We start from the raw sequence: 22,848 nt of genomic DNA on the forward strand, positions 1-22,848 counted from the left end.
CCGCAATTTCAATGGAAATCGAAGGTCCGATTTCCATTGAAATTGCGGAAGTTGTCCACACCCTCCGGCGTGTTGGGGCCCGACACGCCGGAGGACCGCAACTTCCATTGAAATTGCAGCCGGTACGGCAGGAAAGGCAAACGATGTCGCCGAATTCAACTTCACCGCTGGTCGGCAGCCCGCCGGCCGCGGTGGCGAGCGGGGCGGAGCCCGCTGTGCGGCTGCGCGATCTGCGCAAGTCCTTCGGCCAGGTGCACGCCGTCGACGGGGTCGACCTCGACATCGCCGGCGGGGAGTTCTTCTCCATGCTCGGGCCGTCGGGATCGGGCAAGACGACGGTGCTGCGCATGATCGCCGGATTCCAGTTGCCCACCAGCGGCACCGTGGAACTCGACGGCCGGGACGTCAGCCGGGCGGCACCGTTCCAACGCGACGTCAACACGGTCTTCCAGGACTACGCCCTGTTCCCGCACATGACCGTGCTGGGCAACGTGGAGTACGGGTTGCGGGTCAAGCGGGTGCCGAAGGCGGAGCGCCGCGAGCGCGCCCTGCAGGCGCTGCGCAGCGTGCGGCTGGGCGAGCACGGCGGCCGCAAGCCCTCGCAGCTCTCCGGCGGCCAGCGCCAACGCGTGGCGCTGGCGCGAGCGCTGGTCAACCGGCCGAAGGTGCTGCTGCTGGACGAACCGCTGGGCGCGCTGGACCTCAAGCTCCGGCAGGAGATGCAGCTGGAGCTCAAGCAGATCCAGCGCGAGGTGGGCATCACGTTCATCTTCGTCACCCACGACCAGGACGAAGCGCTGACGATGAGCGACCGCATCGCGGTGTTCAACCAGGGCCGCATCGAGCAGGTCGGCACCCCGGCGGAGGTCTACGAACGGCCCGCCAGCCCGTTCGTCGCCGGGTTCGTCGGCACCTCGAACCTGCTCAGCGGTTCCAGCGCGGAAGCGGTCATCGGCAGGCCGGGCGTCTACAGCATCCGGCCCGAGAAGATCCGCATCGACGGCGACCTCGACCGCGGCGCGGCACTGGGCGAGACCAGCGCCGCCGGCACGGTGACCGACGCCGTCTACGCCGGGGCGTCGGTGCGCTACGAGGTGTCGCTGGACGCGGGCGCGCGGCTTTCCGTGGTGCGCCCCAACTCCGGCACCGCCGACCTCGACCACCCCGCGGGCAGCAAGGTCCGCCTCGTCTGGCGCGACGAGCACAGCTTCCAGCTCACCGAAGCCGATCGCTGATCCCTCCGACGAACAGGAGAAATCCGATGCGCAACCGCAAGAAGATGAGCCTGCTCGCGGGCGTGCTGGCCGCCACCACCGCGGTCGCCGCCTGCGGCACGGCCGGCTCCTCGAACCCCGCGCCCGGCGGCCACGGCTTCAAGCCGCCCGCGCTGCCCGCCCTCGGCGCGCTCGGCCAGCCCGAAGGGGAGCTCAACGTCCTCGCCTGGCCCGGCTACGCCGAGGACGGGTCCAACGACCCCGCGGTGGACTGGGTGACGCCGTTCGAGCAGGAAACCGGCTGCCAGGTCAACGTCAAGCCGTTCGGCACCTCCGACGAGGCCGTGAACCTGATGAAGACCGGCCAGTACGACGTGATCTCCGCATCGGGCGACGCCTCGCTGCGGCTGGTGGCGGCGGGCGACGTCGAACCGGTCAACACCGCGCTGGTCCCCAACTACAACGACGTGTTCCCGTTCCTGAAGGACAAGCCGTGGAACAGCGTCGACGGCACCTCGTACGGCGTGCCGCACGGCTGGGGCGCGAACTTGCTGACCTACCGCACGGACAAGGTCCAGCCCGCGCCCGACTCGTGGTCGGTGATGTTCGATCCGAACTCGCCGCAGAAGGGCAAGGTCATCGCCTACGACTCGCCGATCTACATCGCCGATGCCGCCCTCTTCCTGATGAAGCACCGGCCCGAGCTGGGCATCACCAACCCCTACGCGCTCGACGACAAGCAGTTCCAGGCCGCCGTCGACCTGCTCAAGCAGCAGCGGCCGATGGTCAGCGAGTACTGGTCGGACTACCTCAAGGAGAGCCAGGCCCTCAAGAACGGCGACGCCCACGTCGGAACCGCCTGGCAGGTCACGGTGAACCTGACCCAGTCCGAAGGTGCCCCGGTCGCCGCCACGCTGCCCGCCGAAGGCGCCACCGGCTGGTCGGACACCTGGATGGTCTCGTCGAAGTCGAAGCACAAGACCTGCGCCTACAAGTGGCTCAACCACATCGTGAGCCCGCAGGCCAACGCCGAGGTCGCCGAGTACTTCGGGGAATCCCCGGCCAACCCGAAGGCGTGCGAGCTGACCGAGGACCGCAACCACTGCACGACCTACCACGCCGGGGACGCCGACTACGCCTCGAAGATCTGGTACTGGACGACGCCGATCGAGCAGTGCCTCGACGGGCGCACCGACGTGAAGTGCAAGGACTACGGCGAGTGGACTCGCGCCTGGACCGAGATCAAGGGCTGACGCGAACCGCGGCCGGTGGGTGCGAGGGGCGTCCACCGGCCGCTCACCCCGACGAGCGAGGATCGAGAGAGATGACAACCACGGCCTCCGCCGAGCGCGCTCCGCGCCGGTCGTCGAGCTTGCTGTACCGCAGACCGAGGCTTCGGCTGGGACTGCTGCTGTCCGCGCCGATGCTATGGCTGGGGCTGGCCTACCTCGGTGCCCTGGCCGCCCTGTTCATCACCGCGTTCTGGAGCACCGACCCGTTCACCGGTCAGGTGGTGATCGAGTGGTCGCTGGACAACTTCGCGACGCTGCTCACCGACGAGGTCTACCGGACCGTCACGCTGCGCACGGTCGGAATCGCCCTGCTGGTCACCGTCGTGGACGCGGTGATCGCGTTCCCGATGGCCTACTACATGGCCAAGTTCGCCTCGCCCAGGGCGCAACGGCTGCTGGTCATCGCGATCATGACCCCGCTGTGGGCCAGCTACCTGGTCAAGGCCTACGCGTGGCGGGTCATGCTCTCCGGCAACGGCGTGGTGCACTGGCTGCTGAGCCCGCTGGGCCTGGACTCCCCCGGCTACGGGCTGCTCGCCACCGTCATCACGCTGTCCTACCTGTGGTTGCCGTACATGATCCTGCCGATCTACGCGGGCCTGGAACGCCTTCCGGATTCCCTTGTGGACGCTTCCAGCGATCTGGGCGCCAAGCCGTGGCGCAGCTTCCGGTCGGTGGTGCTGCCGCTGGTCTTCCCGGCGATCGTGGCGGGCTCGATCTTCACGTTCTCGTTGTCGCTGGGCGACTACATCGCGGTCAAGATCGTCGGCGGCACCAACCAGATGCTGGGCAACGTCGTCTACGACAACATCGGCGCCGCCAACAACCTGCCCTTCGCCGCGACGGTGGCCACCGTCCCCGTCGTGATCATGCTCTGCTACCTGGCGGCGGTCCGCCGAACCGGCGCCCTCGACAACCTCTGAACCCCGCTCCGCGACCGCGTTCCGCGTATCCGCGCGGTACCCAGAACCCCGGGTTCTGACCGCGTTCCCCGCAATTTCCATTGAAATTGAACCTTCGATTTCAATGGAAATTGCGGACCCGGGAACCCGCTTCGAAGACCAGACCCAGGTGGCTGGTTCTACACCAGCCACCTAGGCCCACTCCCGAAACAGCCCACTAGGAGCCGCTGCGATGAGTGCTTCCCGAACGACCCGGCTGGTGCTGCTGGGCGCGCTCGTTCTCGGACTGGCGGTGATCTACTTCCCGCTGCTGGTCGTGCTGCTCAACTCGGTCAACGCCGACACCACGTTCGCCTGGCCGCCGTCGTCCTTCACCCTGGAGTGGTGGCACCGGGCGCTCGGCAACCAGGGCGCCCTCGACGCCCTGGCGACGAGCGCGCTGGTCGGCGTGGCCTCGACCGCGATCGCGCTGATCCTCGGCACGATGGCCGCATTCGCCCTGCAGCGGTTCCGGTTCTTCGGCCGCGACCAGGTGTCGTTGCTGATCATCCTGCCGATCGCGCTGCCGGGGATCGTCACCGGCATCGCGCTCAACAACGCCTTCCGCACCATCCTGGGCATCGACCTCGGCCTGTTCACGGTCATCGTCGCGCACGCGACGTTCAGCATCGTGGTGGTGTTCAACAACGTCGTGGCCCGGCTGCGGCGGATGGGCGGCAACCTGGAGGAGGCGTCGATGGACCTCGGCGCGGGCGGTGCCACCACGTTCCGCCTGGTGACGTTCCCGATGCTGCGCTCCGCGCTGCTGGCGGGCGGACTGCTGGCGTTCGCGCTGTCCTTCGACGAGATCATCGTCACCACCTTCACGCTCGGAACCGGCATGGAAACGCTGCCGATCTGGATCCTCAACAACCTGTTCCGCCCCAACCAGGCCCCGATCGTCAACGTCGTGGCGGCCGTGCTGATCGTGTTCTCGACGGTCCCGGTGTACCTGGCGCAACGGCTCTCCGGCGACACCAACGCCGGCGGCCGCCTCTGAGCCGCGTCCGCCCCCGGCAGAGTCACCCTTCCCCAGGCATGACGAGCGGTCCGCACGACTTGTGACATCGCACCCAGGCGTGCGGGACCGCGGGGAAAGCGCGCCCTTGTCGGGCATGCTCTACGCAACGGGCCAGATCCGCGGCCGAGCGGATGCTGGTGGTGGACTCCGGGTGGTGCCAGGTGACCTTGCAGCAGCTTCGCTACTTCCTCGCCGTCGCGCGCGCCTTGCACTTCACCAAGGCGGCCGAGGCGGTCAAGGTCGCGCAGTCCTCGCTGAGCAACCAGATCCGGGCCCTGGAGGCAGAACTGGGCGCTGAGCTGTTCATCCGCGCCCGCGGCGAGGTGCTCCTCACGCCCGCTGGGGAGGCGCTGCTACCGATCGCGACCCGGATGCTGGCCGACGCGGACGTCGCCAAGCGCGAAGTGGCCGACGTGGTCGGCGTGCACGGCGGGCTGGTCCGCCTCGGCGCGCCCCCGAGCCTGTGCGTGACGGTCCTCGCCGACGCCCTGCGCGCCTTCCACGGCGAACACCCGGGCGTGCGGCTTTCCGTGCGGGAGAACGGATCGCGCGACCTGGCGAGCGCGCTCCTCCACGGTCAGCTGGACCTCGCCCTCGTCGTCCTGCCGACCGGCGGCGTCAGCGACGAGCCCTCGCTGTCGATCACCCCGCTGCTGACCGAGGAGCTCGTCGTCGCAACGGCCGCCACCGGCACCAAGCGGCCGAGCGCGCCGATCCCGATCGAGGCGCTGCGCGACCGGCAGATGGTGCTGTTCCGCGAGGGCTACGACCTGCGGGAGACGACCCTGCGTGCGTGCGCGGAGGCCGGCTTCGCCCCGAAGCTGGCCGTCGAGGGCGGCGAGATGGATGCCGTGCTGTGCTTCGTCGAGGCCGGGCTGGGCGCGTCGATCGTGCCGAGGATGGTGCTTTCCGGGCGCCCCGGCCTGCGCGGCACCCGGCTCGCGCGCCCGGGCCTGCGCCGGACGATCGGCCTCGCGCGCAGGACCGACACGGCGCCGACGCACGCGGTGCGCGCGTTCGAAACCGCGCTGCTGGACTTCCTGCGCAGCACGGCCACCACCGGCGACCTGCCCAGCGGAGTCGAGTTCATCGGCGGAACACCGGGCTGACCGACCAGCACGGCCGCCGCGCCGTGCAGAGCGCAAGCCAGAGCGGTGCGGGCAGATCCGACCGCCTGCCTCCCCCGTGGGCCAGTGTCACCTCTCCCATCGTCTCCCGGAGAACCGACGATGGCGGCGGGCCCGATGTGACATCCGGACCAGCCGGTGCCGAGACCTGGGACACACCTGCGGCGCCGCGAGACCCCTCACGAGCCGCGATCGCCTCGGGCTATCGAGCCCAGCGTCTCACCATATTGGACAGTGCCGGAGCGCCGTGCCTAGCTTGCTTCCGTGACTCTCCAAGACGAACGAGTCGAACCCGCTCTCCGGGTCCGCGATCGAAGGCCCGCGGCCGGGCGCCGCCGGACGTCGATCGGCAGGCTGTGGTCGTCGACGGCCGGCAAGAAGATCGCCATGGCGGCGTCAGGTGCCATCCTGCTGCTGTACGTGGTGGCGCACATGCTGTCCAACCTCAAGATCTTCATCTCCCCGGCCAGCATCGACGCGTACGCGGTGTGGCTCCGCAGGCTGTTCGACGGCCTGCTGGGGTACGAGGGCTTCGTGTGGGTCGTGCGGGTCGTGCTGCTGGCCGCCGTGCTGCTGCACGCGACCGCCGCCTACCAGCTGGCGCGCCGGGCGAGGGCGGCCCGCCCGGTCGGCTACCGGCGCCGCCCGAAGGTGCAGGCGGGGTACGCGGTGCGCACCATGCGGTGGGGCGGCGTGATCCTCGCCTTCTTCGTCGTCTACCACCTGCTCGACCTCACGACCGGCCACGCCAACCCGCACGGCGTGCACGGCGAGGTCTACCGGAACGTGGTTGCCAGCTTCCAGCGCTGGTACATCGCGCTGTTCTACGCGCTGGCGGTCTGCTCCCTCGGCCTGCACATCCGGCACGGGTTGTGGAGCGCCCTGCAGAGCCTCGGGGCGATGACCGCCGCGCGGCAACGAGCCGCGAAGCTGACCGCGCTCGTGGTCGCGATCGCCATCACCGCCGGGTTCCTCTCCGTGCCGTTCGCCGTGGTGACCGGGATTGTGAAATGAGGGCAACGATGCCGCTGTACACCGAGGGCGAGCCGATCGCGGACGGCAAGGCACCGGACGGGCCGATCGCCCGCCGCTGGGAGCAGCGCCGGTTCTCCGCGCGGTTGCTGAGCCCCAACAACAAGCGCAAGCGCAAGGTGATCGTCGTGGGCACCGGGCTCGCCGGCGGTTCGGCCGCGGCCACGCTCGGCGAGCTGGGCTACCAGGTCTCCTCGTTCTGCTACCAGGACAGCCCCCGCCGGGCGCACAGCATCGCCGCGCAGGGCGGGATCAACGCGGCGAAGAACTACGCCGGCGACGGCGACAGCGTGTACCGGCTCTTCCACGACACCATCAAGGGCGGCGACTTCCGCGCCCGGGAGTCCAATGTGCACCGGCTGGCCGAGATCAGCACCCAGATCATCGACCAGTGCGTCGCGCAGGGCGTCCCGTTCGCGCGCGAGTACGGCGGGCTGCTGGACACCAGATCCTTCGGCGGCGCCCAGGTTTCCCGCACCTTCTACGCGCGCGGCCAGACCGGGCAGCAGCTGCTGCTCGGCGCTTACCAGGCGCTCGCCCGCCAGATCTCCGCGGGGACGGTGACCATGCACCCGCGGACCGAGATGCTCGACCTGGTCGTGATCGACGGCCGCGCCCGCGGCGTGGTGGTCCGCGACCTGGTCAGCGGCCGGGTGTCCACCCACCTCGCGGATGCGGTGGTGCTCGCGACCGGCGGCTACGGGAACGCGTTCTACCTGTCCACCAACGCGAAGGGCTGCAACGCCACCGCGATCTGGCGCGCGCACCGCCGCGGCGCGCTGTTCGCCAACCCGTGCTTCACCCAGATCCACCCCACGTGCATCCCGGTCAGCGGGGAACACCAGTCCAAGCTGACGCTGATGAGCGAGTCGCTGCGCAACGACGGCAGGGTGTGGGTGCCGCAGGCTCGCGGCGACACCCGGCCGCCGGAGCGGATCCCCGAAGCCGAGCGCGACTACTACCTCGAACGGATCTACCCCAGCTTCGGCAACCTGGTGCCGAGGGACATCGCCTCGCGGGCGGCCAAGAACGTCTGCGACGAGGGCCGCGGGGTCGGACCCGGCGGGCGCGGCGTGTACCTCGACTTCGCCGACGCGATCGAGCGGCTCGGCGCGGCCGCGGTGAAGGCCAAGTACGGCAACCTCTTCGAGATGTACGAGCGGATCACCAACGAGGATCCGTACCTGGTGCCGATGCGGATCTACCCGGCCGTGCACTACACGATGGGCGGCCTCTGGGTCGACTACGACCTGCGCAGCACGATCCCGGGGCTGTTCGTGATCGGTGAGGCGAACTTCTCCGACCACGGCGCGAACAGGCTCGGGGCGAGCGCCCTGATGCAAGGCCTCGCCGACGGCTACTTCGTGCTCCCGAGCACGATCGGCGACTACCTCGCCGACTGTCCTGCCGAGACGGTGACGGACAGCCACCCGGAGGCCGTCGCGGTGGCCGGTGACGTCCGCGAGCGCATCGACCGGCTGCTCGCGGTCGGCGGCGGTCGCACCGCCGACTCCTTCCACCGCGAACTCGGCGGCATCCTCTGGGAGCACTGCGGAATGGAGCGCGACGCGGCCGGGCTCCGCTCGGCGATCGACCAGATCTCCGCACTGCGCGGGGAGTTCTGGCGCGACCTCCGGGTTCCCGGCACCGGCGCCGAGCTGAACCAGTCGCTGGAGCGGGCCGGCCGGGTGGCCGACTTCCTCGAACTCGCCGAGCTGATGTGCGTCGACGCGCTGCACCGCGAGGAATCCTGCGGTGGGCACTTCCGCGCAGAGCACCAGACCGAGGACGGCGAGGCGCTGCGCGACGACGAGAACTTCGACTACGTGGCGGCCTGGGAGTTCACCGGCACCGGCAACTCCCCCGTGCTGCACCGCGAGCACCTGCAGTTCCACGAAGTCCGGCCGAGCCGGCGAAGCTATCAGTGATCAGCGGAGGCGATCATGCGTTTCACCCTGCGCATCTGGCGCCAGGACAGCCAGGATTCGGACGGGCGGCTCGTCGAGTACGTCGTGGACGACGTGCTGCCGGACATGTCCTTCCTGGAAATGCTCGACGTGCTCAACGAGCGGCTCGCCGCCGACGGCGAGCAGCCGGTCGCGTTCGACCACGACTGCCGCGAAGGCATCTGCGGCATGTGCGGGATGATGATCGACGGGATCGCGCACGGGCCGCAGCGGGAGACCACCACCTGCCAGCTCTACATGCGGCACTTCGACGAGGGCAAGCCGATCACGATCGAGCCGTGGCGGGCGAAACCGTTCCCGGTCGTGCGCGACCTGGTGGTGGACCGGAGCGCGTTCGACCGGATCATCGAGTCCGGCGGCTACATCAGCGCACCGACCGGCAGCGCGCCGGACGCGCACGCGGTCCAGGTGCGCAAGCGCGACGCGGACCGCGCGTTCGAGGCCGCGGCCTGCATCGGCTGCGGCGCCTGCGTGGCGGCCTGCCCGAACGGCTCCGGGATGCTGTTCACGGCGGCGAAAGCGACCCACCTCGGCAGCCTCCCGCAGGGCCAGCCGGAGCGGCTGGGCCGCGCGGAGAACATGCTGGAAACACATGACGACCTGGGTTTCGGGGGCTGCACCAACACCGGCGAATGCACGGTGGTGTGCCCGGTGGGCATCCCCCTCGAAACGATCGCCCGGTTCAACCGCGACGTCCTGAAGGCATCCTTCCGCGACACCGCGGCGAGCTGACCGGCGAACGGCACCCGGGTATCGCGCCGGATGGCGGCCCCGGCACGAACTCCCGCACCTGGATCCAGGCGAGATTCCCCTCGCGGTCCAGTCCTTTTCGCCCCCGGGTTCGGGGTGCCGCAATTTCCATTGAAATCGGACCTTCGATTTCAATGGAAATTGCGGACCCCCCGACACGTCTGGCGGGGAGCTCCTGTTCGGGAACAACGTCGTCGGTGTCGGCGTTGCCGGGATCGTGCGCCTGAACCTGCTGATCGACGCGGCGACCGCGGTGGACGCCGTCGTGAACTCTCTTCTCCGTCCGGCTGTCGGCCGGTCGCTCGACAGCCGGACGGCGCTCGGGTCATCTTGGTCGGCGGCATGACGGTCGTCCGCTGAGAACGGGAGTGTTCATGGCAAGCAGCACCACGACCGCTGTCGTCGCGCACGGTGCCGACGACGTGCGGGTCGAGCAGATCGCCCTCCCGACGCCTGGGCCCGGGGAGGCCGTCGTCGCGATCGCCTACGGCGGGATCTGCGGGTCCGACCTGCACTACTGGCGGCACGGTGCCGTCGGGGAGTCGGTCCTGCGCGCCCCGATGATCCTCGGGCACGAGGTGGCCGGGACCGTCGTGCGGGCCGCCGACGACGGCACGGGACCGGCCGCCGGTACGCCGGTCACCATCCATCCGGCGACCTACGAGCACACCGACGTCCGGTTCCCCGCGAACAGCCCCAACCTCTCCCCCGGCGTGCGCTACCTCGGCTCGGCCGCGCGATTCCCCCACACCGACGGCGCCTTCGCCGGCGAGGTCGTGCTCCCCGCGCCGATGCTCCGCGAGCTGCCGGCCGGGCTCGACCTCCGCGTCGCGGCACTGGTCGAACCGGCCAGCGTCGCCTGGCACGCCGCCTCGCAGGCCGGTGACCTCGGCGGCAAGCGGGTGCTCGTCGTCGGAAGCGGCCCCATCGGCGCCCTCGTCGTCGCCGTGGCCAAGCGCGCCGGCGCCGCCGAGATCGTGGCGGTCGACCTGCACGACAAGCCCCTCGACATCGCCGCCGCGCTCGGGGCGACGCGGACCCTGCGGGCCACCGAGACCGCCGCCATCGCCGCTGCCGATGCCGATGTGGTGTTCGAAGCCTCGGGCAACCACCGCGGCCTCGCGTCCGCCGTCGCCGGCGCCACCCGCGGCGGCACGGTGGTCATGGTCGGCCTGCTGCCGAGCGGCGACCAGCCCGTGCCCGTCTCGCTCGCGATCACCCGGGAGCTCCGCCTGATCGGCTCGCTCCGGTTCAACGACGAGATCGACGAGGTGATCGCCGCGATCGCCGACGGCTCGCTGGCGGTCGAACCGGTCATCACCCACACCTACCCCGTCGCCGAAGCGCTCGAAGCGCTCGGAGTCGCCGCCGACGCTTCGGTGTCCGGGAAGGTGCTGCTCGCCTTCTGAACCGCCCTGCGTCCGGTAACCGGAGCCGAGAAGATGGCGGTCGGCACACCGCGCACCGGCGCCACGACCCGACAGCTGCACGCACCATCCGAACTAGAGAGGTCCACATGGACACCAGGACAGCAACCGCGAACATCGGCGTCGTCGGCCTGGCGGTGATGGGTTCGAACCTGGCCCGCAACCTCGCCTCGCGCGAAGGCAACACCGTCGCCGTCTACAACCGCACGTACGCGCGCACCGAGGAGCTCCTCGCCGAGCACCCCGAGGCCGGTTTCGTGGCGAGCGAGACGATCGACGATTTCGTCACGTCGCTGGCGAAGCCGCGCACCGCGATCATCATGGTGCAGGCCGGGGCGGGCACGGACGCGGTGATCGACCAGCTCGTCGAGCGCTTCGAACCCGGCGACATCGTCGTCGACGGCGGCAACGCGAACTTCCACGACACCATCGCCCGGGAACAGCGGATCGCCCCCACCGGCATCCACTTCGTCGGCGCCGGCATCTCCGGCGGTGAGGAGGGCGCGCTCCACGGCCCGTCGATCATGCCGGGCGGCTCGGCGGAGTCCTACGAGACCCTCGGGCCGATCCTCGCCTCGATCGCGGCCGTCGCCGAGGGCGAACCGTGCGTCACCCACGTCGGCACCGACGGCGCGGGGCACTTCGTGAAGATGATCCACAACGGCATCGAGTACGCCGACATGCAGCTGATCGCCGAGGCGTACGACCTGCTGCGCACCGTCGGCGGCCTCCAGCCCGCGGCCATCGCCGATGTCTTCGCGAGGTGGAACGAGGGCCCGCTGGAGTCCTACCTGATCGAGATCACCGCCGAGGTCCTGCGCCAGGTCGACCCCGCCACCGGCCAGCCCTTCGTGGACATCGTGCTCGACCAGGCCGGTTCGAAGGGCACCGGCGTGTGGACGGTGCAGAACGCGCTCGACCTCGGCGTCCCGGTGGGCGGCATCGGCGAGGCCGTGTTCGCCCGCGCCGTCTCCTCGAAGCCAGCGCAGCGCGCGGCGGTGCAGCGGATCGTGAACTCGCGGCCGACGGTGCAGGAGGCCGACGGCTCCTTCGCCGACGACGTCGCCAAGGCGCTCTACGCCTCCAAGGTCGTCGCGTACGCGCAAGGCTTCGACGCCATCATCGCCGGGGCCGAGAAGTACGGCTGGGACATCCACAAGGACCGGATCGCCAAGATCTGGCGCGGCGGCTGCATCATCCGCGCCCAGTTCCTCAACCGCATCGCCGAGGCCTACGACGAGAACCCGGACATCGCCACCCTGCTCGAAGCGCCCTACTTCGCGCAGGCCGTCGCCGACGGCGAGGCGGCCTGGCGCCGCGTCGTCGCGACGGCCGCCCTCTCCGGCGTGCCGGTCCCGGGCTTCAGCTCCGCGCTCAGCTACTACGACTCGCTGGCGGTGAAGCGGCTTCCCGCCGCGCTGGTGCAGGGCCAGCGCGACTTCTTCGGCGCGCACACCTACAAGCGCGTCGACAAGCCCGGCACCTTCCACACCCTCTGGTCCGGCGACCGCACCGAAGTCGAAGTTCCCGGCCACTAGCGAGCCGCGTGCCTGCCGAGGTGAATCTCGGCAGGCACGCGGGAACGCCGGTCACCCCAAGCGCTTCACCGCCGGGTGCGGCGAATCCTCATGGCGTGGCGAGCGGGATGATCCGGCGGAACTTGCCACCGGATGACCGCTGCGGCGCCTCCTCCGCGCGTTCGAGCGTCACGTGGTCGGCTTCGTGCTCGGCAAGCAGGTGGCTGATCTCATCGCGCACCGCCTGCCACACGCGGTCGGCGTCGGCGCCGTTCGTGGGTTGCAGTCGCACGCGCAGCGTGGTGGGCGTCGTCTGGAGGATCTGGAACCCGTCGATGCCGGGAGCGCGGTCCAGCACGGTGCCGACGAGCATCGGCGAGATGCTGACGTGTCCGCCGCCGTCGGCGGGGAAGGTGAGCACGTCGGCGGCGCGACCCGCTACCCGGATGGCCGGCAGCGGGTTGCCGCAGGGGCAGAGGTCGGGGCGGAGCAGGACGCTGTCGCCGAGGTCGTAGCGCAGGAACGGCTGGACCCGGTTGGCGAGGTTGCTGATCAGGACCGTGTGCGACGGCTGCCCCGCCGGGACCGCCCGGTGATCGGCGTCCACCGGCTCGACCACGACCCAGTCGCTGTTGACGTGGTACCAGCCGTGCGCGCAGCCGACGCTCAGGAAGTTGCATTCGGTCGCGGCGTAGGCGGCGCGGACCTTGGCGTGGAACGCGGCCGCGATCCGGTCCCGGACGTCGGCCGTCAGCGTCTCACCACCCGGAATGACGACCGCCGGGCGGAGGCGCAGGCGGCCGGCCTCTTGCTCCTCGGCCAGCTGCGCGAGCGTGCTCAGGAAACCGGCGACGTTGGCGGGGTTGTACCGGTTGAGCTCGTCGACCAGGGTCGGCAGCGGCTGGTCGATCGGGAAGGACCGCATGATCCGGCCGAGCCGCGGGTGGTCGCGGCGGAACCGCTCCGCCGAGGCGACCGTGTAGAAGTGGCCGCTGGGTGCGGCGATGACGGCGGTGCGGCCGCCGCGGGCGAGCGCGCGGACGGCGTCGCGGAATCCCAGCAGGCCGCGGGTGCGTGACGAGAGGGCGGTCGGCACGGCCAGGTTCCGCTCGTCCAGCACGAACAGCCCGCGCAGACCGCTGGTTCCGGAGGTGGTGGCCACCAGGTACCGGTCCTGGAACCGCGCCCCGACGAGGTCCGGATCGGCGACGAACGCCTCGACCCGCTCGCGGGTCACCCGGCGGTCGGTGACCCAGTCGTCGAAGTGGCCCATCAGCGTCTTCTTGTCGGTGACCGGGAGCAGTGCCGGGTCGTCGACCTTGTCTGGCAGGCCGCGATAGAGCTCGCGGTAGTACGGCGAGTTCGCGCGGGCGTAAGCCACCATCTCGGCCAGGCGGGCGCGTTGCCGCCGCGCGATGGCGGCGGGCCCCTGCCGCATGTCCCGCCGTGCCTCGCGGGCGAGGCGCCGGACGCTTTCGGTCATGATGAGCTGGTCCTCTCTCCGGACGGATCCGGGCTTTCGTCGGTCGGCCGCACCGAAACCAGGCCGTGCAGGGCGACGTCGAGACCTCGCCGGGCCGCGTCCCACAGCTCGTCCTGCGACCGTCCCAATTGGACGCTCGCGAGACTCGCCTGCTGGATGGCGCCGATCACGGCGCCGGTCATCGCCGCCGCCGTGATCTGGTCGAGCCGGCCGGGGAACGCCGCCACCAGTTCACCGGCGATCCGCCGCTGCAGGTCCGACAGCAGGTACAGCCCCTTGGCCTGCAGCGCCGGCGTGGTCAGCGCCAGCCGGGCCGCCGCCGACAGCTCCGCGGGCTCCCGGCGGGGAACCTTGGGCCGGCGATGAGCGGCGTAGGCCTGGACCGCCCGCGCCAGCACCTCGCCCGGGCCCTCCTCCGGCCGGCGTTCCGCGATCGCCCCGAGCAGCACGTCGAAGTCGCGTTCGACGTCGTTGAACAGCACCTCGTCCTTGCTGCGGAAGTAGTTGAAGAACGTCTTGGGATCGACATCCGCCACGGCGGCGATCTCCGCCACCGTGGTCTGCTCGTACCCCTGCTCCTCGAACAACCTGACCGCCGCCATGACGATCCGGCGTCTGGTCAGCTGCTTCTTCCGCTCGCGCCGCGATTCCTCCACGACGCCAAGATACATCCGATGGAATTTTCCATCAACTGGAAAATGTTGCTCACCGGCACCGGACCCGCCGGCGCGGAAGCGGCGAAATGCGTTCCAGGGCCGACGGATCAGCCGCGACCCGTGGACGGGTTGCACGCGGGCGACCGGCCTCAGTAGAGTGAACATCAGTTCATTCAAAAAATCGGCGGTGGAGGCGGGAATGCCGAGGACGGCCGAGCAGTACGCCGCGATGCGCTCCGGCACGCACGAGAAGATCCAGGCCGCCGCGATCGGCCTGTTCGCGCGGAAGGGCTTCGCCGCCACGTCCGTGCGGGACATCGCGCAGGCGGCCGAGATCAGCACGGGCCTGATGTACCGGCACTACGCGACGAAGGAAGCGCTGTTCGACGACCTGGTCTCCCAGGCCGCGGACGGCCTGGCCAGGGTGACGGCGGCATTCGAGCAGGCCATCGAGCGGGAAGCGCCGCCGGCGGAGCCGATCCGGGAGTTCGTGCGCGAGTTCGCCGCGGATCTCGCGGCCGACAACGGTTTCGCCGAGTTCTCCCTGATCATGAGCCAGGCGCTGGTGATGCCCGACCGGCTGCCGCACGCGGAGCGACTGGCGGAGCAGCACCAGGCGCTCGCCGCGCGCACGACCGAGCTGATCGAGCTGGGTCAGCGCCGCGGCGAGTTCGCCGGCGGCGCCGCCGGCGACCTGACGACGTGCTTCTTCGCCCTGCTCGACGGGCTCGCGTCGATGAAGTTCGTGCTGGGCGCGGACTTCACTCCCCCGGACCCGTCCGCCGTGACGGCACTGTTGATCAAGGAGGACCGGTGACGGTAGAAGTCAGGCGCGGGAGCGAGCTGGGCGAGGAGTACCGGACGGCGATCGCCGAGGTCTACGTCGACGGGTTCGGCGAGCACCTGGAGTACTTCTCGAAGGATCGCCGCAAGCTCGTCGAGACCTTCGAGCACATGCTCGTGCTCGACCTGTTCCACGTCGCGCTCGTCGACGGCCGCCCAGCCGCGATCGCCGCCTGCACAAACGGCGTCGAATTCCCGACCCGGCACGACGTGCGCGTGCTGCGCCGGCACCTGGGACTGCTCAAGGGCACGATCGCCGACATCGCTTTCCGACGGGAGTTCCAGAAACCGTGGGCGCAGGCCGAGCCGGGGACGGCGTCGATCGAGTTCGTGGCGACGGCCGCGGCTTTCCGGGGGCGCGGAGTGGCGACCGCCCTGCTGCGGCACATGCTCGCCTTTCCGCAGTTCAAGACGTACGTGCTCGAAGACATCGCCGACACCAACGCGCCCGCGCTCGGCCTCTACGAGAAGCTCGGCTTCCGCGAGTTCAAGCGCGAGAAGGTGCGGCACACCAAGCGGACCGGGATCAACGCGTACGTCTCGATGCGCCTCACCCAGGCCTAGCGCCGGGCGCGGCCGGGCCGACGATACATGCGGAATCATGCATAAAAAGCCAAACGGGTGAACGCGCTTTACATGATCACGATCATGACGCAGATCGAACCACCCACTCCGCACTCCGTCGTCCGGGCCATGGGCAACCTCGGCGCCGAGATCCAGACCCCCGACGAGGGCACCGGCCCGGGAGACATGCCGTTCCTGCTCGGCGCGCTGCTGACCCATGTCGAACGCCTCGTCGCCGAGCAGATCGGGGACCAGACCGAGGATGTCGTCCAGGGCTGGATCCTGGCGACCGACGGGGATCCCGGCGAGTCCCTGGAACTGCTGCACCGGCGCGTCCTGCTGCTCCAGCACCAGCTCGTCACCATCGCCGAGCACACCAATCCCGATGACGCAGGCGCGCAGATCCTCAACGCCTCCAACCACGCCGCGGTCGCGATGCTGTACCTGATCAGCCTGTGGGGCGTGTGGCGCAGCGACGACAACGACCCCGAATGGATGGAGAGCACCCGCAAGGAAGCCCTGGACCGGCTGCAGGACGCCGTGTCCTACCTGAGCGCCGACGTCCGGTACCAGTGAACCGCTTCCCCCGGCGACGCAACGGAAACACCTGATTGCCAGTCGCCGAGACGGCACCCTGATCTGCGCAACGCGCTCGCGACGCCGGCCGCCGCGAGCGCGTTGCGCTGCCTCCCGGAGCTCCGGCCCGGTGAACTCGCATGCGACCACGGCGATCGCCGCACTGCGGCGCGGAACGCGAGCCGACCTCGGTCGGACAGTTGACTCACATCGTGAGTTTATGTCCATAATGCGGATGACGTCGTGGCGGAGCCGGGCACTCAGCCTCGTCCGGCGATCGGAAGCCCGTTCGCGGAAAGGGAGAAATGCACAACGACAGCAGCCGGTTCCCGCTGGCGGGCGTGCGCGTCCTCGAACTCGGCAACTACATCGCCGCCCCCACCGCCGGGCGGATGCTCGCCGACTTCGGCGCCGAGGTCATCAAGGTGGAGCGGCCCGGCACCGGCGACGAGCTGCGGGGCTGGCGGCTCCACGCCGGATCGACGTCGATGCTCTTCCACACCATCAACCGCGGCAAGAAGTCGGTCGTGCTGGACCTGAAGACCCAGCGGGGCCGCGACTCGGTGCTGGAGCTGGTGCGGCACTGCGACGTCGTCATCGAGAACTTCCGGCCGGGCACGCTGGAGAAGTGGGGCCTGGGGCCGGACGTGCTGGAAGCCGCCAACCCGGACGTGGTCCTGGCCCGCATCTCGGGTTTCGGCCAGACCGGGCCGCTGGCCGACCGGCCCGGCTTCGCCGCGGTGGCGGAGGCGATGGGCGGGCTGCGCGACCTGGTCGGCGAAGCCGATCGGCCGCCGTCCCGCGTGGGGGTGTCCATCGGGGACTCGATCGCCGGGCTGCACGCGGCCTTCGGCATCGTCGCCTCGCTCCTGCAACGCTCGGCGGCGCGCGACGCCGAGCGGCCACCGCTCGCCGATCGCGTCGTCGACGTCGCGCTGCACGAAGCGGTCTTCTCGGTGATGGAATCCCTGGTGCCCGACTACCTCGCGCACGGCGTCCAGCGCCGCCGCGTCGGAGGCCGGATGGAGGGCATCGCACCGACCAACGCCTACGCCTGCCGGGACGGCAGCAGCGTGGTCATCGCGGGCAACGGAGACTCGATCTTCCGCCGCTACATGCAGGCGATCGGCCGCCCCGACCTCGCCGACGACCCGGAACTGCAGACCAACGCGGGACGCTGGGCCAGGCGGGACGAGCTCGACGCCGCCATCGAGGAGTGGACGGGCGCGCACACCCGCGCGGAAGTCCTGGCCGCGCTGGACGCCGCCGGGGTCCCGGCCGGGCCGATCTACACGGCCGCCGACATCTGCGCCGACGAGCAGTACCGCGCCCGCGGGATGATCCAGGAGCTCGCGGTCGACACCGGCGCGGGCGAGCCCGTCGAGGTCGGATTCCCCGGCGTCGTCCCGGTCATCGGCCCGACGTCGCTCCCGGTTCGCTCGCCCGGACCGGAACTCGGCGCGCACACCGACGAGGTGCTCGGCGCGCTGCTGGAACGGCACACCGACGAGGAGCCGAAGTGACCGGCGAACCCCGGGCCGCGCTCCGCGACGTGACGTTGCGCGATGGCCTGCAGCTGACCGGCAAGCGATTGCCGACCGAACGCAAGGTGGCCGTGGTCCGGGAACTGCTGCGCCTCGGCGTGCCCGCCGTCGAGATCGGCTCGCTCGCCCGCGCCGACCTGGTGCCCGTCATGGCGAACACCCTCGAAGTCGTCGAGCGGCTCAGCCCCGACGAGCTCGCCCGCTGCTGGGTCTGGGTGGCCACCCCGCGCCACGTGCAACGCGCCGCCGAGGCCGGGGCCACTGCCTGTCGGCCTCCGACAGCCACAACCGGGCCAACATCGGACGCGGCACCGAGGACAGCCTCGCCGCCATGCCCCAGGCGGTCGAACACGCACGGGGCGTCGGCGGGCGCATCCAGCTGTGCATCGCCACCGCGTTCACCTGCCCCTTCGACGGGTTCGTGCCCGAGCGGCGGGTCCTCGACATCGCCACCGACCCGCGCACGGCAGGCGCCGTCGACATCGTCGTCTGCGACACCCTCGGCCAGGCCGTCCCCGGCCAGGTCGCCAGCCTGATCGCCAAGATCGCCGAGCACGCCCCACCGCGCCGGATCGTGTACCACGGGCACGACACCTGGGGGCTCGGCGTGGCCAACTCGCTGGCCGCCATCGCCGCCGAAGCCGCTGAGGTCGACGGCGCGCTCGGCGGCCTAGGCGGCTGCCCGTTCGCCCCTGGGGCCGGCGGCAACACCAGCACCGAGGACCTGCTCTTCGCGCTCCGCCCGGACTGGCTGACGCCCGGCACCTTCGCCCGGATCGTCGAGCTCTCCGGCGAACTCCTCGACGAACTCGGCGAACCCAACCGGTCCCGCGCCGCCCAAGGCGCCCGTTCCAGCGCCACCGCCTTCCCCTGGGCGCTCGCGCACGGCCAGGAGAACTCCGCTCAGCGTTCCTCCTGACGACTCCGCAGCCGCCCGATCTCGAACGCTCTTGGCCCCTGCAAGCAGGAGCCGGTCGCAACGCTGCGCTCTCACGCGAGCGGCGCCACCCGCTCAGCTCGGGTACCGGCCGCCGAGCGCGCGGGTGATCCGCTCCGCGTGCTCCACCAGGACGTCGACCCACTCCACGCACTTCTCGTAGGGCATCCGCAGCGTCGGCCCGTGCACCATCACCGCGCCGATGAGGTCGGCGGCCGAATCGAACACCGGCGCCGCCAGACCTGAGGCCCCGTCGACGCGCTCGCCCACCGTGATCGCGTACCCCTCGGCCGCCGTCTGCCTGATCAGCCGGTGCAGCTCGTCCCGATCGGTCACCGTGCTCTCGGTCAGCCTGGGCAGCTCGGCGTCGAGCACGCGCTCGGCCAGGCCCGGGTTCCAGGCGAGCAGCACCCGGCCGGAGGAACCGACCGTGATCGGCGCGATGTCGCCCACCGACATCGCCCTGCGCAGCGCGTGGTGGGTCTCGGCGACGGCCACGCACACCCGCTGCTCGCCTTCGACGCGGAAGAAGCACGCCGTCTCGCCGGTCGCGTCGCGCAGGTCCTTCAGCACGGGGTTGACCACGCCCAGCACGTCGAGGTCCTTGCCCGCGGCAGCGCCCCAGTAGGCCATCTGCACGCCGAGCCGGAACCGGTCCTCGGCGCGGTCCAGGAACCCGTGCGCGACCAGGTTCGTCACGAGCCGCTGCACGGTGGACTGCGGAAGCCCGGTCACCTGCTGAATCTCCCGCAACGTCAGCGACGGCTGCCGCAGCGTGAACGCGTTCAGGATCTCCGCGATCTTGCCGAGCACGAGCAGCGGACGCTGCGCTCCACCTGCGGAATCTCCACCGGTTGCCATGCCCAGAACTTACGGCAAACCACGAGCACCACCGGTACCCGCACCGTCGGCACGCCCGGCTGAACCGGCCGATGACGAGAACTCCTTGCCGCTCAAGCGTTCTCGCGGCCCGCCCCGGCCGCCCGCGACGGGTCGCCGTCGCGGCGCCGGAGCGGGCGCGCCGCAGGATCAGGCGGTCCGGTACGGGTAGCGCGTGGACCGGCGGCCGATGAAGAACCAGAGGAGGCTGCCCAGGAACGGCGCCATGAACACGAGCACGATCCAGACCAGCTTCATCCCGATGCCCTGGTGCGACGCGAGAATGCTGATCACCGCCCCGACGACCAGGACGACGTACCCGAGCACCGCGAGCGTGGCGACGATCAACCCGGCCCAGTACAGGCCGCTGTCGGCGGCGAGGGCGGCCTGCTGAACGACTGAGAGCATGACGTGACTTCTCCTGTCCGCGCCCGTAGCGCGTGCCTTCTCAGGTCGCGACCCTGCACTGCTCGCGACCGGTCAACACGGACGAACGTATTCGGCAGGCGCGTAATACCGCGTCATCCCCGGCACTGGTCTTCCGGTAGTCCGCAGGTCGTAGTCCGCGTCAATCCCCAGTCGTAGGAACCGCTTCCGCCGCAGGTTCAGCCCGCCTTCGGCGAGCCCACCTCGAACTCCGCGCCGAACGGATCCGTGATCCGGGCCAGCCGGCCGTAGATCATGTCGAAGGGCTCGCCCGCGGTGCCACCTGCCTCGACGGCCCGTCGCGCCGCCGCGTCGGCGTCCGCCACCTGAAACAGGGTCGCCCAGCGGGACTTCCCGGCGTTCGGGTCGCCGAAGATGCCGCCGATCTCGTGGCCGTCCCGCCTGCGCAGGAACGTGAAGTCCGCGTCCGGCATGTCCGGGTTGCTGTCCAGCACGTAGTCGAAGGTCGCCGCGTAGAAGTCGCGCGCGGGCTTCGGCTTCGAGGTGACCAGGTCGTTGCGCAGCAAGGAGTTCGGCTCGTTGACGATCTCGCACCCGAGGTGCGCGCCGGCCTGCCACACCCCGAACTGCGCGCCGGTGGTGTCCCTGATGATCGCCATCCGGCCCTTGTCCATCACGTCCATCGGGCCCGCCAGGACCGAGCCGCCCGCGTCGACCGCCTTGGCGACGGTGGCGTCGCAGTCATCGGCCGCGAAGTACAGGTTCCACCAGAACTCCGCGGCGTCGGGATCCGGGTTCGGCATGAGTGCCGCGACGGGCTTGCCGCGCAGCAGGCACATCGTGTACCTGCCGGTCTCCTCCGGGCCCACCTCGAACTCCCAGCCGAACAGCGCCCCGTAGAACGTCATCGCCCGATCGAGGTCCGGGATACCGAGGTCGATCCAGGTCGGCGTGCCCGCCGGCTGGGCGGTGGTCAGCTCGCTCATCACTGCTCCCCTGTCGTGTTCGTGTGGAGCGACGGTAACGACGGGGTCCGACAGCCGCACGTCGATCGCCTCGACTTCCCGTCGAAACGCCTTGCGGACGAACCGAAACGTGGACGGGTACGTCGCGATCGGGCCAGACGGGGACTGCAGCCGCAGATCGAACCGTGCGGCTGTGGAGCGCGGCGGCGGCCAGGTGCATCACGGCGTTGCGCACCGATTCCGCGTTGAACGAGATCGCGTGGTTCCCGGACGCACCGCGCATCGCTGTCACGAGCCCGGTCGGCCTTTACGTCTTCCAGCTCGCCGCCTGATGCGCGCCGGTCCCGGCGCCGGAACTCCCGGCTCGGCGTCTTACCGCCGGCAGGCGTCGATCAGGCGTGCCAGCAGGCCGTGCGGGTCTCGGAGGACTCGGATTCCGTCCAGGACCACCTTCTTCGTTCCGCTGTCCACCTCGGGTGTCGTGGCCGCCCACTCCGGTGTCGTGAAGTTCAGCTCCACCGCCAGACCCGTTTCGCGATGGCGGAGTCGCCGTTCGTGCACCACACCCCACTGCTTCGCGCGCAGCGGCGGCAGTTCCAGCGTTGTCGGGAAACCGTCAGTGCTCTCGAGGTAATCCGAGACCTTCGATGTCACCACGACGATGTCGACGTCCGACTCCGCAGTCGCAGCACCGGGTTCTCGCGCATACGAACCCACTAGGGCGACCGCCTGGACATCGATCCGCCCGTCAGCCCAGGCCCGCAGTTCCGCCGTCACCTCCTCGACTTGAGCGCTCCGGTCGGCGCTGGCGTCTTCCACGACACCTCCCATGAAACCCGATGCGGCACCCATTTCGGCCGCTGCGCAGCCTATGCGGAAAGCAAACCGCCCGAACCCGGTTCTCCACTTCCCGTCAAGCGAAAGAGACAACTCTCTCGGTCGAGGCGGCCAGGCGGCCTCCCCACCTCCGCGAAACCGCCGTCGCGGAACGGCACTGCCGCGGACCAGAAGGCGGCCGCCGCTGCCTGGCTCTCGGCGCCGGCCTCGGGGTTCGTCCGGTTCCGGGGCACCGGAGCAAAACCGTAAACATCCCGCAAGCCGTCCCCGCGAAGCTTCCAGCACACGACGACGGCCGGACGGCCCACTCGAAGGGAGCGCAAGCGATGCGCAAGTTCAAGCTCCAGGTCCAGACCACCATCGACGGCTTCATGTCGGGTCCGAACGGCGAGATGGACTGGATGACGCTGCCGTGGAGCGAGGACCTCGCCTCCTACGTCGAGGCGCTCAACGAGCCGATCGGCACGATCGTGCTGGGCCGCAAGCTCGCCGAGGGCTTCATCCCGCACTGGGCCTCGCAGCCGGCGGACGAGCCGCAGGAGGGCATCGACCGGATCAACAACACGCCGAAGGTCGTCATCTCCACCACGCTGACCGAATCGCCGTGGGAGAACACCGTCGTCGCGAGCGATCTCGTCGAGACGATCCGCGAGCTCAAGGCGCAGCCGGGCGGCGACATCATCGCCTACGGCGGTGGCACGCTCGTCGCGAGCCTGATCGCCGAGGGCCTGCTCGACGAGCTGCACCTGATCGTCAACCCGACCGCGATCGGCGCCGGCCTGCCGGTCTTCGGCGCCACCGGCTCGAACCAGCAGTTCGACTTCGTCGCCGCGACGCCGTTCGAGTGCGGGATCGTCGCCCTGCAGTACGCGCCGAAGAAGTCCTGAGC

Annotated in this window: 22 protein-coding genes and 1 pseudogene; 17 read left to right on the forward strand and 6 right to left on the reverse strand. The window is 70.2% G+C overall.

Annotation, left to right across the window (positions count from 1 at the left end):
* Window positions 1–143: 143 nt before the first annotated feature.
* The 10 genes from ACWEV3_RS37360 to gndA all read left to right on the forward strand — a co-directional run bounded on the left by ACWEV3_RS37360 (window position 144) and on the right by gndA (window position 12,309).
* Entirely contained in the window at window positions 144–1,235 is a 1,092-nt protein-coding gene (locus ACWEV3_RS37360; protein ID WP_452618419.1) for an ABC transporter ATP-binding protein, read from the forward strand.
* A gap of 26 nt (window positions 1,236–1,261) precedes the next feature.
* Window positions 1,262–2,467 (forward strand): ABC transporter substrate-binding protein, encoded by a 1,206-nt coding sequence (locus ACWEV3_RS37365; protein ID WP_452618420.1) that lies wholly within the window; start codon window positions 1,262–1,264, stop codon window positions 2,465–2,467.
* Window positions 2,468–2,538: 71 nt separating this feature from the next.
* On the forward strand, window positions 2,539–3,429 hold the full coding sequence (locus ACWEV3_RS37370) for an ABC transporter permease (RefSeq protein ID WP_452618422.1): 891 nt from the start codon (window positions 2,539–2,541) through the stop codon (window positions 3,427–3,429).
* Between the two features lie 211 nt (window positions 3,430–3,640).
* On the forward strand, window positions 3,641–4,447 hold the full coding sequence (locus ACWEV3_RS37375) for an ABC transporter permease (protein WP_452618423.1): 807 nt from the start codon (window positions 3,641–3,643) through the stop codon (window positions 4,445–4,447).
* 182 nt (window positions 4,448–4,629) lie between these two features.
* Window positions 4,630–5,577, forward strand: a complete 948-nt coding sequence (locus ACWEV3_RS37380) for a LysR family transcriptional regulator (RefSeq protein WP_452618424.1) — start codon at window positions 4,630–4,632, stop codon at window positions 5,575–5,577.
* A gap of 282 nt (window positions 5,578–5,859) precedes the next feature.
* Window positions 5,860–6,609 carry a succinate dehydrogenase cytochrome b subunit gene (locus ACWEV3_RS37385; RefSeq protein ID WP_452618425.1) on the forward strand — a complete coding sequence of 250 codons (750 nt, stop codon included), beginning with the start codon at window positions 5,860–5,862 and terminating at the stop codon, window positions 6,607–6,609.
* Between the two features lie 8 nt (window positions 6,610–6,617).
* Window positions 6,618–8,555 (forward strand): fumarate reductase/succinate dehydrogenase flavoprotein subunit, encoded by a 1,938-nt coding sequence (locus tag ACWEV3_RS37390; RefSeq protein ID WP_452618426.1) that lies wholly within the window; start codon window positions 6,618–6,620, stop codon window positions 8,553–8,555.
* Between the two features lie 15 nt (window positions 8,556–8,570).
* Entirely contained in the window at window positions 8,571–9,326 is a 756-nt protein-coding gene (locus ACWEV3_RS37395; protein ID WP_452618427.1) for a succinate dehydrogenase/fumarate reductase iron-sulfur subunit, read from the forward strand.
* Window positions 9,327–9,718: 392 nt separating this feature from the next.
* A complete protein-coding gene (locus ACWEV3_RS37400) occupies window positions 9,719–10,753 on the forward strand; it encodes an L-idonate 5-dehydrogenase (protein ID WP_452618428.1) in 1,035 nt (344 codons plus the stop codon).
* 107 nt (window positions 10,754–10,860) lie between these two features.
* On the forward strand, window positions 10,861–12,309 hold the full coding sequence (gene gndA / locus ACWEV3_RS37405; protein ID WP_452618429.1) for an NADP-dependent phosphogluconate dehydrogenase: 1,449 nt from the start codon (window positions 10,861–10,863) through the stop codon (window positions 12,307–12,309).
* A gap of 88 nt (window positions 12,310–12,397) precedes the next feature.
* Here gndA and ACWEV3_RS37410 read toward each other — a convergent pair whose 3' ends face one another.
* On the reverse strand, window positions 12,398–13,771 hold the full coding sequence (locus ACWEV3_RS37410; RefSeq protein WP_452618430.1) for a phenylacetate--CoA ligase family protein: 1,374 nt from the start codon (window positions 13,769–13,771) through the stop codon (window positions 12,398–12,400).
* Window positions 13,768–14,670 carry a TetR/AcrR family transcriptional regulator gene (locus ACWEV3_RS37415; RefSeq protein WP_452618431.1) on the reverse strand — a complete coding sequence of 301 codons (903 nt, stop codon included), beginning with the start codon at window positions 14,668–14,670 and terminating at the stop codon, window positions 13,768–13,770. The genes ACWEV3_RS37410 and ACWEV3_RS37415 overlap by 4 nt, the downstream gene beginning before the upstream one ends.
* Here ACWEV3_RS37415 and ACWEV3_RS37420 point away from each other — a divergent pair.
* The 5 genes and pseudogenes from ACWEV3_RS37420 (at window position 14,627) to ACWEV3_RS37440 (ending at window position 18,873) form a co-directional block, all read left to right on the forward strand.
* Window positions 14,627–15,244 (forward strand): TetR/AcrR family transcriptional regulator, encoded by a 618-nt coding sequence (locus tag ACWEV3_RS37420; RefSeq protein WP_452618432.1) that lies wholly within the window; start codon window positions 14,627–14,629, stop codon window positions 15,242–15,244. The two genes, ACWEV3_RS37415 and ACWEV3_RS37420, sit on opposite strands and share 44 nt — an antisense overlap.
* Window positions 15,241–15,834 (forward strand): GNAT family N-acetyltransferase, encoded by a 594-nt coding sequence (locus ACWEV3_RS37425; protein ID WP_452618433.1) that lies wholly within the window; start codon window positions 15,241–15,243, stop codon window positions 15,832–15,834. The genes ACWEV3_RS37420 and ACWEV3_RS37425 overlap by 4 nt, the downstream gene beginning before the upstream one ends.
* Window positions 15,835–15,918: 84 nt before the next feature.
* Window positions 15,919–16,410, forward strand: a complete 492-nt coding sequence (locus ACWEV3_RS37430; RefSeq protein WP_452618434.1) for a hypothetical protein — start codon at window positions 15,919–15,921, stop codon at window positions 16,408–16,410.
* A 305-nt stretch (window positions 16,411–16,715) separates the two neighbouring features.
* Window positions 16,716–17,933: a CaiB/BaiF CoA transferase family protein gene (locus ACWEV3_RS37435; protein ID WP_452618435.1), complete on the forward strand. Its 1,218-nt coding sequence runs from the start codon at window positions 16,716–16,718 to the stop codon at window positions 17,931–17,933.
* 29 nt (window positions 17,934–17,962) lie between these two features.
* Window positions 17,963–18,873 (forward strand): annotated as a pseudogene (locus ACWEV3_RS37440) (hydroxymethylglutaryl-CoA lyase).
* A gap of 93 nt (window positions 18,874–18,966) precedes the next feature.
* On the opposite strand, the gene ACWEV3_RS37445 reads toward ACWEV3_RS37440, so the two are convergent.
* The 3 genes from ACWEV3_RS37445 to ACWEV3_RS37455 all read right to left on the reverse strand — a co-directional run bounded on the left by ACWEV3_RS37445 (window position 18,967) and on the right by ACWEV3_RS37455 (window position 21,143).
* The gene (locus ACWEV3_RS37445; RefSeq protein ID WP_452618436.1) at window positions 18,967–19,752 is read right to left on the reverse strand and encodes an IclR family transcriptional regulator; all 786 of its coding nucleotides are present in this window, start codon (window positions 19,750–19,752) and stop codon (window positions 18,967–18,969) included.
* Between the two features lie 168 nt (window positions 19,753–19,920).
* Entirely contained in the window at window positions 19,921–20,178 is a 258-nt protein-coding gene (locus tag ACWEV3_RS37450) for a PLD nuclease N-terminal domain-containing protein (RefSeq protein WP_452618437.1), read from the reverse strand.
* A 197-nt stretch (window positions 20,179–20,375) separates the two neighbouring features.
* On the reverse strand, window positions 20,376–21,143 hold the full coding sequence (locus ACWEV3_RS37455) for a VOC family protein (RefSeq protein ID WP_452618438.1): 768 nt from the start codon (window positions 21,141–21,143) through the stop codon (window positions 20,376–20,378).
* 164 nt (window positions 21,144–21,307) lie between these two features.
* Here ACWEV3_RS37455 and ACWEV3_RS37460 point away from each other — a divergent pair, with 164 nt between their 5' ends.
* Window positions 21,308–21,454 carry a hypothetical protein gene (locus ACWEV3_RS37460; RefSeq protein WP_452618439.1) on the forward strand — a complete coding sequence of 49 codons (147 nt, stop codon included), beginning with the start codon at window positions 21,308–21,310 and terminating at the stop codon, window positions 21,452–21,454.
* 40 nt (window positions 21,455–21,494) lie between these two features.
* Here the strand turns inward: ACWEV3_RS37460 and ACWEV3_RS37465 are convergent, their stop codons facing one another.
* Window positions 21,495–21,941 (reverse strand): nucleotidyltransferase domain-containing protein, encoded by a 447-nt coding sequence (locus ACWEV3_RS37465; RefSeq protein WP_452618440.1) that lies wholly within the window; start codon window positions 21,939–21,941, stop codon window positions 21,495–21,497.
* Window positions 21,942–22,285: 344 nt separating this feature from the next.
* Between ACWEV3_RS37465 and ACWEV3_RS37470 the strand changes: the two genes are divergently transcribed.
* On the forward strand, window positions 22,286–22,846 hold the full coding sequence (locus ACWEV3_RS37470) for a dihydrofolate reductase family protein (protein ID WP_452618441.1): 561 nt from the start codon (window positions 22,286–22,288) through the stop codon (window positions 22,844–22,846).
* Window positions 22,847–22,848 lie beyond the last annotated feature (2 nt).

The organism is Saccharopolyspora sp. NPDC003752 (assembly GCF_053605825.1).